Source organism: Psychrobacillus sp., from assembly GCF_056205495.1.
Genome location: NZ_JBAEAP010000546.1, coordinates 1 through 11,082, shown reverse-complemented (window position 1 = coordinate 11,082; position 11,082 = coordinate 1). Strand labels below are relative to the sequence as shown.

Genomic DNA, 11,082 nt, shown 5'->3' with positions numbered 1-11,082 from the left:
TAGAATAAGATTAATACATTTTATTGATAATCACTTTCTTAGCTATGTATGTGATCATATTATTAAAAAGACAGCGTTTCCATTTCACAGCACAACTTAAAATTTAATGTATTAATGACCGTCTATAATAGGATCACGTTGATCTCTATGACGTCTATGAAAAAATCTCCATAAGTAATAGATGATCCAGGCAACAAAAATTATCACTTGTGGAATGTAAGCGTAATAAGGATTAATAATTAATAAGGCTATACTACATGCGACAACTGTCGGCAATATAATATAAAACCACATCCTAACTTCCTTGTTTTTAAAACTCAAATCAAATCGCTCGCTCATCCGCTCCCCACCATTTCTCAGTATGTATGCTAAGAGAATAAGAAATTCATAGTCTAGAGGCGTATAGTTTCTCTCTCTCCAGTTAATAATTCCTCTTCAGATGAATAATGCATTTTTTTCTTATTACTTGGAACTACTATTGTCCCACCTATTAAATCGTGTATAGCTCGCTTGTCTTTGCGAAATATAATCATAAAAAAGCTTACAATGTTTGTTATACCAAAACTTACAACCCCCAATAAGTATCTGCCGACTAGTTCTCTTAATAGCATATTTTGGAAGGTTACCAGTTCACCATCTACACGAACTATTTTAATGTTGAACATTTTCTTGCTAGCGGTATAGCCGCTCCAAACGACTGGGAGTATCATTAAATATAGTGCAAAGATTGCGTCCCAATATTTGCTGTCTATAAAACCTCTATCAAAATCACCTAGGACAATGTATGAAATGATAATAAGCAGTAATAAAAAGAGTAAGCTATCCACTAAAAATGCTATAATTCTTCTGGGAGCACTTGCTAGGTTAAATAATATTCTTTCCATTTTCACTCTCCTTCTCTTTAAGTAGTCTTTTATTTAACTCTTTATTCAGACAAATACAATATTAATTATACTATGTAAATCTAAATAAACTATTATTTTGTCAGAAAATATAGGGTTTTCCATATTTATTACTCATTTGTAGGAGTGTATACTTTGAAGCCATTTATTCATTTCCGCATCACGTATTTGGCACTTACTTTTCTTATGATCGTATTAGGACTAGCTTCTAGAAGATATGATTACTTGCTTATAGAAGTGGTGGCCGATAATGCTGGTGACACACTTTGGGCAGCCATGGTGTACTTCGGGGCACGATTTATTTTCGTTACTAAACCGCCTCATATTTCCTTCTACATCAGTTTATTCTTTTGTTTTGGAATTGAGCTTAGTCAGTTATATCAAGGTCAGTGGATTAATAGTATTCGAGGAAATACACTTGGTGCTTTAATACTTGGGAAAGGATTTTTAATCGAAGATCTTTGGAGATATACATTAGGTGTAGTTGTAGCATATTTGTTTGATGCTTTATGGAACAAGTTCGTTAAACATACCACCTCCTAATTAAATACACTTCTTAAAATTGAAATATACTTATATGATAATCGTCCTCAGGAAAATCTCCTAAATAATCAAGGTCACAGCTCATATAAAATGACTTAAGCTTGTTATTTCCGGCCCAACAGTCTAAATACATATCTTTTTTGTGTTCCTTAGAAATAGCAAGGCAAAAGTTAATAATGGAGGCACCGAGGTTTTTACCTTGGTATTCAGGTATAATAGCAATTCTTCCTACATATAGACTGTTTGGGTTAATATGAAGGCTATTTAGTCGATGGATAGGCTTTATCGTAAAAGTTCCCACTATCTCATTATCTAGCTCCATCTTAAAGACTAAGCCTTTATTTATTTCCTCTTCCACGATTGATGCTGGCCATGGATAAGACCATTGCTCAATTCCTTTCCTTAATAGCTTCAGCGTCGTTTTGTCTAGGATATTTACAATGGAAACGAGATCATTTCTTTCAGCCAGCTTAATATTCATCTCACCACTCCCTTTAAATTGATACTAGCATAAAATATTGGTATACTCGTGTTAAGAAATGTATAAAATAAAAAAACCGCTTAGATGTTGGTAGCATCCGAGCGGCAAAATAGACTAGTTCCCTTCAATGGGGATTGGCTCTTAAGGCAAAGTAACCCATCCGAGCGCTAACTCACAGGTGGGTTACTTTTTTTGTGTCATTGAAAGTGCCAAAGTAATTAAAGCAATAATTAGCGAACCAAAGCTAATCATAATTACAAGGGATTCAAATACAGTCAAAAAGGCAGCACCTCCCTCCTGTCTCGCTTTGCCGTGACATAAGGGATCATTGTGCCAACCACCCATGAGATTACTAATCTATTTGATATCTATTATATCTCATAACTCTTCCATATATAAACTTTAATCCTTTCCTAATGTAGAGCTTCTTCTTTCTAATAATACGACGTCTCTCCAGACACCGTTCAGCTTACCCATTTGTTTTCGCGTACCGACTGTTTCAAACCCATATTTTTTATGTAAGTGAATACTTCCTTCATTTTCTGGAAAGATCATGGATTGAATTGTCCAAAATCCTTGTTCTTCACTTTCTTCAATCAGATGCTTTAATAGCTTTCCGCCAATCCCCATACCGGTCGCTGAACCAGATATATAAATGCTTACTTCAGCAACTCCATAAAAGGCCTCCCGACTTGAAATTGGGCTAAGGGCAACCCAACCTACGACTTGATCCTCCAACACCGCTACATGCCTGCAATTGGCTGTATGGCTAGCATCCCATTCCTCCCATGTAGGAGCCTCTGTTTGAAAGGTTGCATTTCCGGTTTGGATACCCTCTATAAAAATGGCGCGCACCTTTTCCCAATCGTTCTCCATCAGTTTTCTGATAGCTATCTCTTTATGAATCATGCCTTATCCCTTCATTTCTCCATGTTTTCTCATATTATACGACAAGTAATTATGAGTTTATATATAAATATAATAAAAAAACACTTCTTCAAAGGAGAAATTCCTTGTAAGAAGTGCTTTTTTAGTTAATACGCTATTACGCTAAATGAGATGGCAAATAACGCACATAGGACTAATAAAATACTCATAATAAATGAGAATATTGGTGGCATTTTTTTGATAAAGGAATAGATGCTAATAGCTAAAAAGGCAATAGCTAGAATACCAAAAGAAATACCTTTATAATTTGCCACAAGCTCCACAGTTAAAGGAACTAAAGAGCCTTCACTAGACGGTAAGATACCGAAGGCTTGTAAAAGTGTTTCTTTACTTAGCAACACATTGTTGTGTGGTGGCTCCTGCTGGCTCATAGCACCTGTTGCCGCAAAGATCAATAATACGATAATAGATTCTAACCTAGTCCAAGGACGCGGGTCCATATCAACTTTTACACGTAGCTTTCTTTTCATCAAAAATCCATTAATAAAAGCATAGCCTATCAAGGGAAGGATAAGTAAATGTTTGATCAGAAGACTTTGACCATAGGGCTGCATCCATGAATTCGGATATTCCGTGATAGTCATCGAGTATGACATTAAAGTTAGACCAGTCACAAAGATAATTGCAAAGCAAAAAACAGCCATTGTATGGAACCAGCTTAAAAAGGATATCCAATTCTCTTTGTTAATAGAAAACCAAGCTACCATTGTTAAAACACCTATCCAAACGATCACAGTCCCAAAATGGATAAAATGCGTGATAAAGCCTTGTATACCATAGACAGAGTGTGAGTGTGTAGTCCAGCTCATTGCTGCGACCATCCCAAGCAGTAATCCAATCCCCAAAATAGGATAGGCAGGTGAATTTCTATCGTCAAATAAACAAATAAAGACTGCTAGAAAAATGGTGATCACAATCATTACGATCCAAGCCTTACCTATTTCAAACGTCAATAATACTGATTCTAATACATAGAGAAAACTGTATTCCTCCAGCAAGTAAATCATTATATTGAATACTGGCATAAAAGAAAATATTGCTATTCCAGCAACTGCTATTAACTTTGCCTTTTTTGAAACTACAATCGTAGGCTTTAGATCTTCTGGGATGAGTGAAAATATAAAGCTCCCCATTAGCAATGCAAAGCAGGCATATAGAAAGGCTTCGCTAATGGTTGATAAAAGCAACATCATTTTTTATTTCGCCCATTTATCCACCAGAAACTAGCAGCTAAAACAATTACTAAACCGATAATCATCCATATAAAGAAGCCGTTGGAGGATGGGTCACTTTCCACCTCGTTTGTCTCTACGATAGGAGCAGTTCCTTCAACATCAGCCTTAGGTTCTTCAGCTACCTCTACTGGTTTTTCAACAACAGGAAGATTTACGGTAAATGATAAGTCTCCTTGAATCGGATGTCCATCAGCACCTATTATATTCCATTTTAATGTATACTCTCCATTATCCATACCTTCTACTGTTCCAGTCATGAGATCATCGACCACAACAATGTCTTTTACCGGAATCTCTTCGTTATTTGCTCCATATATTTTGAAAGAGCTCGTTTGTTCTATCTTTGTTAAAAAAGTAAGTGTTATTTCTTCTATTGGATCTGTGATTGTGCTTCCATCTGAAGGGTTTGAGCTTTCTAAACCTGTATGAGCAAAAGCTTTTCCGCCCATAAGGAGTATACAGATGGTGATTAAGAATATGATTTTCTTCATAAAAGGACCTCCAAAGTATAATATACGTTTTCTAGTTAAAGAGACATAATTGTGTATAGTGCTCTCTATTACTTATACCACATTCTATAGAATTACGATAAAGATTGAATTTTACAATCAATTTCTCTAATATGGATGATGTAAACTATTATAAAGGGAGAGATTCATATGGCTAAATCACATGCCAAGAAAAAAAGACTTCATCAGCTAAGAACAACTGGAAAAGATGTATCATCGACGAGAAATGACATTGAATTCAGCACTCATGTTAGAAAGACTAAAACTAAAAAGGAAAAATTGCATCACCTTCATAACAAACATAAAAAGCATTTCCAACAAGGTTTATACCCCGATGGAAATGCTTTTTATTATGTTCATGCAGTTGGTATTTGAAACGACAGCTTTCTTTTCTGAATTTGCAAAAGAAAAATAGTTGTTAAACCTATACTAAATACACCGAATATGACCATCATGTACGGAAGACCAATTAAATCTAACATGGCACCTGTCGATAACAAAACAATTTGGAACGAAATTCGGTCCAGCATATTTCGAAAAGAGAAGAATCGACCATGATACTCTTTCGGAACTTGCTTTTGAAAAATGGTTAATGCTGTTGGATAAAAACAGCCAATAGAGAAACCAAACAAAGCGAAGCTTACTAGTGTTAAAATTGGGTTTGCAACAAAATACATAGAGATCTCAGCAAGACCAATGACAAATACGAAAGTGAAGAGAATAGATTTAGTGCTGTATCTTTTCCCAATATACTTAATAGCAAGGGTACCAAGCATGAAGGCTACACCCTCGACCGCATAAATAACTCCCTTTATAGAAGATGAATCTTGAATCTCACTAATATTAATGACGATCAAGTTAAAGGAGCCTAAAAATAATACAGGTATTAAGGTTAGGAGTAGTGTCAGCATGACAGGCATATTCCCTTTAAGCATAGGAAAAACCTCTTTAAAACCATCTTTTCTAGGTCCATTACTTACTAGCATTTTTTCCTTAGTGCTCTCATCTATTTTGAGCATAAAAGTAAACACAAGGATACCTGCATAAGCTATCATCGAAATGATATACAATGACTGAATAGGCCAGTAAACTAATGCAAGCCCTCCAATTGCCGTACCTGCTACTCTAGCAATAGTGGAAACATTCATATGCCAACCGTTTAACTGAAGTAAATCCTCATCCTTAACAATTAACGGCAGAGTCGCCTGTAAAGCTGGAAAGTAAAAGGAAGCAGAAACCTGCAGACTTATTAGAAATAATAGCATCCACCAAATGGATCCTGTAGCAATAGCAACAAACATAAATAACACACTAAATAGTCGACCGATACCAGAAAGGATTAATACCTTTTTTTTATTGGACTGATCGATGATTCTACCTGCTAGTGGACCTACAAGAATTCCTGCAAGTAAACCACTAGCAAGCAGCAAGGACTTATGGAAATCAGAGGGGACCTTTTCCTGCATAAATTCCAGGTTTCCTATTATACCGCTCCAAAGTCCTAAACCAGCAACTAATTCCCCTATAAGAACAATCCAAACGTTTCTATTTCTCCACATATCCTTTTTCCCTCTTTTAGGATTCTTGTTCTATTGCCTTCTTCCAAGCTCTTAGAAGTTGGCCATCCTTCTCTGTATCTATTACAAAGGATCCATTAGAATAACGATCTGTTGGACGGAAGCTATTCACTTCAATCATTTCATGGTGTCCTTTTACTGTTTCTACTACTAACCCATCTGATTTTTTAGCTAGGACAACAGCAAATACGCGATGCGGGTTAGTTTTTAATTCTCGGAGCGTGACAAGTCCTCTTTTAGCTCGAGCTCCTGGCTCAACTTCGGAAAGGTGCATTCGTTTGATGGAACCACGCTGAGTTATCAGCATAATATCCTCAGTGCTTTGTTGTGAAACTACGTTTACACTCACTACATAATCATCATCTTTAAGATTGATCCCTTTAACGCCACTTGTTTTTACTCCTGTTATTGGCACTTCGTCTAAAGAGAAGCGAACAGAATAACTTAAATGCGTTGTCATAAGTATTTCATCTGATGGTGCTACTAGCTGAGCTAATATTACCTCATCCGTCGTCTTGAGTTTAATCGTTTTTATAGGTCTAGCATAGCGTTGCACTACATAATCCGAAAGAAGTGATCGTTTGATCTGACCTTCTTTTGTTGCAGTTAAAACACATAAGTCTAAATCAAATGATTCAATCCCAATAACATTGATAATGGTCTCATTTGTATCAAGAGGAACAATGCTAGATATGTGCTGTCCAAGGTCCTTCCAGCGAATATCAGGTAATTCATGCACCGGCTGATAAATGTAATTTCCTTTAGAAGTGAACAATAGCAGGTGATGCTGCGTATTGATGGACTCCTGATAAAGAAGATAATCAGATTCTTTTATAGCAAAGTCCTGTCCATTGGATGCATTAAAGGATCTCATGCCTGTTCGTTTAATGTAGCCATCCTTAGTAACCGTAACGATAACCTCTTCAGATGGAATAAGCACATCTAATGTAACCTTAATCTCTTCAATCTCATTTTCAATTACAGATTTACGTTGTTCAGCAAACTGTTTGCGTACAACCTGTAGCTCTTTCTTGATGGTTTTCATCAAAACAGATTCCTTCGCAAGTATGTTTTCTAAACTCGTGATCAGCAGATTTAATTTTTTCTCTTCCTCTTGTAGCTCCGTTATATCTGTATTAGTTAAACGATATAGCTGCAAGGAAACGATAGCCTCAGCCTGTGCTTCAGAGAATTCATACGCTTTTATCAGATTGTTTTTAGCATCTTTTTTGTCCTTAGAGGCACGTATCGTCTTAATAACCTGATCTAAGATGGATAAGGCTTTCATCAGACCTGAGACGATATGGAGGCGCTCTTGTGCTTTATTCAAATCATGAATTGTTCTACGAGTAACAACCTCTTTTTGGTGATTGATGTATGCATCAAGTAGTAGAGGCAATGTCATCATTGTTGGTCTACGATTGTGAATGGCAATCATATTAAAGTTATACGTGATTTGTAAATCTGTGTTTTTAAATAGGTATTGTAATATACCATGAGCATCTACTTCTTTTTTCATCTCTATAACAATACGCAAACCGGTTCTGTCTGATTCATCTCGAACATCTGCGATTCCGTCTAATCGTTTGTCTAATCGCTGCTCATCGATTTTTTTGACTAAATTAGCTTTATTGATTTCATACGGAATTTCTGTAATGACAATTTGTTCTTTGCCACCTTTAATCGTTTCAATCTCAGCTTTAGAGCGTACAACGATTTTACCTTTGCCCGTCTCATAAGCTTTTTTAATACCCTCGACACCCTGTATAATTCCACCTGTTGGAAAATCAGGACCTTTTATAACTGTCATAAGTTCATCCACTGTACATGCTGGATTCTCCATGCGCATTAAAACTGCATCAAGTGCCTCATGTAGAGCATGTGGGGGTATATCTGTCGCATATCCTGCGGAAATTCCAGTTGCACCGTTTACTAGTAAATTAGGAAAACGAGCAGGAAGAACCATAGGCTCCATATCCGAATCATCGAAGTTAGGAATATAATCCACCGTATTTTTGTTAATATCTCTTAATAGCTCATGTGAGATGGCGGAAAGTCTTGCTTCAGTATAACGCATAGCAGCGGGTGGATCCCCGTCAACTGAACCGTTATTCCCATGCATTTCGACTAGCATATGGCGTAGTTTCCAATCCTGACTCATACGAACCATTGCCTCATAAACAGAGGAGTCACCATGAGGATGATAGTTACCTATTACAACTCCAACCGTTTTAGCTGATTTACGGAAGGCTTTGTCATTTGTATTTCCTTCTTGAAGCATTGCAAATAAAATACGACGTTGAACTGGCTTTAGTCCATCGCGAGCATCAGGTAAAGCGCGGTCTTGAATGATGTATTTACTATAACGTCCAAACCGATCACCTATTACTTCTTCTAACGGTAAATTTTGATATCTTTCGGTTTGTGTCATACTAATTCATCCTCCGTGTGAATTCTTTCATTTTCTAAGATGTTTGAATCATCATCTAAACTAAAGTTAACATTGGCTTCTATCCATTTTCTTCGAGGTTCTACTTTATCCCCCATTAATGTTGTTATATGTCTCTCGGCACGTGCCCCATCTTCAATCGTCACACGTATTAAAGTTCGAGTCTCAGGGTTCATAGTTGTATCCCATAATTGATCGGCATTCATCTCTCCAAGACCTTTATAACGCTGAAGCATAACACCTTTTCCAATTCTCTCCATAGCAGCATTGAGCTCTTTTTCAGTCCATGCATATTCGGAGACTTCTTTTTTCCCCATTCCTCTATATACCTTGTATAAAGGAGGCATGGCAATATAGATGTTGCCGTTTTCAATCAATGGCTTCATATATCGATAGAAGAACGTAAGCAATAGTACTTGTATATGTGCTCCATCGGTATCGGCATCTGTCATAATGACGATTTTGTCGTATGCAATGTCTTCTATCTTGAAATCTGCTCCAACCCCACCACCAATTGCATGGATAATCGTAGCAATTTCAATATTTTTCATGATGTCAGTTAGCTTAGCCTTCTCTGTATTAATAACTTTTCCTCTAAGCGGTAGGATTGCTTGGAACGTTCGATCTCTACCTTGCTTAGCAGAACCACCAGCAGAGTCACCCTCTACTAGATATAGCTCATTTTTCTTCGCATTTCTAGATTGAGCAGGAGTAAGTTTACCTGATAATAACTCGGATGGTTTTCGTTTTTTTCCATTACGAGCATCTTCACGCGCTTTTCTTGCTGCTTCTCGAGCATGCTGAGCACGAATCCCTTTTCGGATTAAAGAGGCAGATAACTCGGAGTTTTCTTCGAGGATGTATTGTAGCTTTTCAGACACAACAGAATCTACCGCACTTCTTGCTTCACTAGTACCCAATTTCCCTTTCGTTTGCCCCTCGAATTGCAATAGATTCTCGGGAATTCTAAGAGATACGATAGCGGAGATTCCTTCTCGAATGTCCGAGCCATCTAAGTTTTTATCTTTTTCCTTTAATAATCCTGTTTTTCGGGCATAATCATTGAATACACGTGTTAACGCTGATTTAGCACCTGTTTCATGTGTACCGCCATCTCTTGTTCTAACATTATTTACAAAGGATAAGATGGTTTCTGAGTAACCGTCATTAAATTGGAAAGAAAACTCTACTTCAATTTCTTCATGACTACCTTCCATATAAAAAACAGGGTGTAGTACATCTTTCTCTTCATTTAAATAGGCGACGAAAGCTTCTATGCCTGTTTCATAATAGAACACATCATGGGCTTCAGTACGTTCATCAAATAATTCGATTTTTAATCCTTTTAAGAGGAAAGCTGATTCTCTAAGTCTTTCGCAAAGTGTTTCATAGTTAAATTTAGTAGTGGAGAAGATTTTGCTATCAGGTAAGAAATGTACGGATGTTCCTGTTTCTTTTGTAGTCCCTAATTGGTTTAGTGATTCGACTACTTTTCCACCATTTTCAAAGCGTTGTGCAAACTTTTTTCCATCTCTATGAATAACTACATCCACATATGATGAGAGAGCATTAACAACAGAGGCACCTACACCATGTAGACCTCCACTAGTTTTATAGCCGCCTTGTCCAAACTTACCACCTGCGTGTAGTACAGTGAATATTACTTCCGCAGTAGGAACGCCTGTTTTATGCATACCAGTTGGCATACCTCGTCCAAAATCTCTTACAGTTATACTTTGGTCTGAGTGGATTGTAACTATAATATGTTCACCGAATCCAGCAAGGCTTTCATCCACCGCATTATCTACTATTTCATAGACCAAATGGTGAAGACCTCTAGAATCTGTTGATCCAATATACATTCCCGGTCTTTTTCTTACGGCCTCCAAGCCCTCAAGCACCTGAATATCATCATCGCCATAGCTTGTTAAATTATTGTTTTTACTCAATTCGTTCCCTCCAAAAAAACAAAACGTTTGTTCTTCTTTCTATTTAAGCCTACAAACAGATTGTCATTATGTCAATAGCGCTGAAGGACAGGCCAGACTTCAATTGTAGTGAAAGTTCAATTAGAATGCAATCTACCCTTTTCTTGCATTCTCTATTCACCTAGTTAATTCCTTCTTTACTTTTAAACAATGTTTTAATCCAGTTGTTAAAAGAACAGTTGTATATTAAGTATATCGTATAAACTTGGATTTTTTCAGTAGGAACTCATTTAAAAATTTTAATAATCGGTTTTGTGCTTACTTCTCAGGATAATCTGGCATAGATTATGCTGGAACTATCCTTTAGAAGTGCATTACTTGTCATTGAATAACAACTCATCTACATGGTAAAATAAGAAAGTTATTATATTATTAATAGATAGATATAGAAGGAGCACACTATGACAATACTCATTTTACTTTTGCTTGCTTATTTAATCGGGTCAATCC

12 protein-coding genes are annotated in these 11,082 nt (G+C 36.7%); 2 read left to right on the top strand and 10 right to left on the bottom strand.

Translation table 11 applies throughout. From position 1 onward, the window contains the following. Positions 1-111: 111 nt before the first annotated feature. Positions 112-339, bottom strand: coding sequence for a hypothetical protein (locus AC06OU_RS15425; protein WP_475856952.1), 228 nt, complete (start codon positions 337-339; stop codon positions 112-114). Between the two features lie 53 nt (positions 340-392). Continuing rightward, positions 393-884, bottom strand: coding sequence for an RDD family protein (locus AC06OU_RS15420; protein WP_475856951.1), 492 nt, complete (start codon positions 882-884; stop codon positions 393-395). A gap of 153 nt (positions 885-1,037) precedes the next feature. Here AC06OU_RS15420 and AC06OU_RS15415 point away from each other — a divergent pair, with 153 nt between their 5' ends. Next, the gene (locus AC06OU_RS15415; RefSeq protein ID WP_475856950.1) at positions 1,038-1,445 is read left to right on the top strand and encodes a ribosomal maturation YjgA family protein; all 408 of its coding nucleotides are present in this window, start codon (positions 1,038-1,040) and stop codon (positions 1,443-1,445) included. Between the two features lie 13 nt (positions 1,446-1,458). On the opposite strand, the gene AC06OU_RS15410 is transcribed toward AC06OU_RS15415, so the two are convergent. The 5 genes from AC06OU_RS15410 to AC06OU_RS15390 form a co-directional block, all read right to left on the bottom strand. Beyond that, on the bottom strand, positions 1,459-1,926 hold the full coding sequence (locus tag AC06OU_RS15410) for a GNAT family N-acetyltransferase (RefSeq protein ID WP_475856948.1): 468 nt from the start codon (positions 1,924-1,926) through the stop codon (positions 1,459-1,461). A gap of 183 nt (positions 1,927-2,109) precedes the next feature. Beyond that, complete coding sequence (locus tag AC06OU_RS15405) at positions 2,110-2,205, bottom strand: putative holin-like toxin (RefSeq protein ID WP_222123056.1); 96 nt, start codon at positions 2,203-2,205, stop codon at positions 2,110-2,112. A 123-nt stretch (positions 2,206-2,328) separates the two neighbouring features. Then, positions 2,329-2,835 carry an N-acetyltransferase family protein gene (locus AC06OU_RS15400; protein WP_475856947.1) on the bottom strand — a complete coding sequence of 169 codons (507 nt, stop codon included), beginning with the start codon at positions 2,833-2,835 and terminating at the stop codon, positions 2,329-2,331. A gap of 125 nt (positions 2,836-2,960) precedes the next feature. Beyond that, positions 2,961-4,067, bottom strand: a complete 1,107-nt coding sequence (locus AC06OU_RS15395; protein WP_475856946.1) for a copper resistance D family protein — start codon at positions 4,065-4,067, stop codon at positions 2,961-2,963. After that, positions 4,064-4,600 (bottom strand): copper resistance CopC family protein, encoded by a 537-nt coding sequence (locus tag AC06OU_RS15390; protein WP_475856944.1) that lies wholly within the window; start codon positions 4,598-4,600, stop codon positions 4,064-4,066. Before AC06OU_RS15390 ends, AC06OU_RS15395 begins: the two co-directional genes overlap by 4 nt. Before the next feature lie 168 nt (positions 4,601-4,768). Between AC06OU_RS15390 and AC06OU_RS15385 the strand changes: the two genes are divergently transcribed. Beyond that, a complete protein-coding gene (locus AC06OU_RS15385; RefSeq protein WP_475856943.1) occupies positions 4,769-4,993 on the top strand; it encodes a hypothetical protein in 225 nt (74 codons plus the stop codon). Here the strand turns inward: AC06OU_RS15385 and AC06OU_RS15380 are convergent. Genes AC06OU_RS15380 through parE form a run of 3 tightly spaced genes read right to left on the bottom strand, consistent with a single transcriptional unit; the run spans position 4,975 to position 10,593 of the window. Continuing rightward, on the bottom strand, positions 4,975-6,177 hold the full coding sequence (locus tag AC06OU_RS15380; RefSeq protein WP_475856941.1) for an MFS transporter: 1,203 nt from the start codon (positions 6,175-6,177) through the stop codon (positions 4,975-4,977). The two genes, AC06OU_RS15385 and AC06OU_RS15380, sit on opposite strands and share 19 nt — an antisense overlap. 16 nt (positions 6,178-6,193) lie before the next feature. Then, complete coding sequence (gene parC / locus AC06OU_RS15375) at positions 6,194-8,626, bottom strand: DNA topoisomerase IV subunit A (RefSeq protein ID WP_475856940.1); 2,433 nt, start codon at positions 8,624-8,626, stop codon at positions 6,194-6,196. Next, on the bottom strand, positions 8,623-10,593 hold the full coding sequence (gene parE / locus AC06OU_RS15370) for a DNA topoisomerase IV subunit B (protein ID WP_475856938.1): 1,971 nt from the start codon (positions 10,591-10,593) through the stop codon (positions 8,623-8,625). Before parE ends, parC begins: the two co-directional genes overlap by 4 nt. Between the last annotated feature and the right edge of the window lie 489 nt (positions 10,594-11,082).

What these genes read in the sequence shown, in the direction of transcription:
- AC06OU_RS15425 (WP_475856952.1), bottom strand. Translation starts at nt 339, where the DNA reads ATGAGCGAGCGATTTGATTTGAGTTTTAAAAACAAGGAAGTTAGGATG.
- AC06OU_RS15420 (WP_475856951.1), bottom strand. Translation starts at nt 884, where the DNA reads ATGGAAAGAATATTATTTAACCTAGCAAGTGCTCCCAGAAGAATTATA.
- AC06OU_RS15410 (WP_475856948.1), bottom strand. Translation starts at nt 1,926, where the DNA reads ATGAATATTAAGCTGGCTGAAAGAAATGATCTCGTTTCCATTGTAAAT.
- AC06OU_RS15400 (WP_475856947.1), bottom strand. Translation starts at nt 2,835, where the DNA reads ATGATTCATAAAGAGATAGCTATCAGAAAACTGATGGAGAACGATTGG.
- AC06OU_RS15395 (WP_475856946.1), bottom strand. Translation starts at nt 4,067, where the DNA reads ATGATGTTGCTTTTATCAACCATTAGCGAAGCCTTTCTATATGCCTGC.
- AC06OU_RS15390 (WP_475856944.1), bottom strand. Translation starts at nt 4,600, where the DNA reads ATGAAGAAAATCATATTCTTAATCACCATCTGTATACTCCTTATGGGC.
- AC06OU_RS15385 (WP_475856943.1), top strand. Translation starts at nt 4,769, where the DNA reads ATGGCTAAATCACATGCCAAGAAAAAAAGACTTCATCAGCTAAGAACA.
- AC06OU_RS15380 (WP_475856941.1), bottom strand. Translation starts at nt 6,177, where the DNA reads ATGTGGAGAAATAGAAACGTTTGGATTGTTCTTATAGGGGAATTAGTT.
- parC (WP_475856940.1), bottom strand. Translation starts at nt 8,626, where the DNA reads ATGACACAAACCGAAAGATATCAAAATTTACCGTTAGAAGAAGTAATA.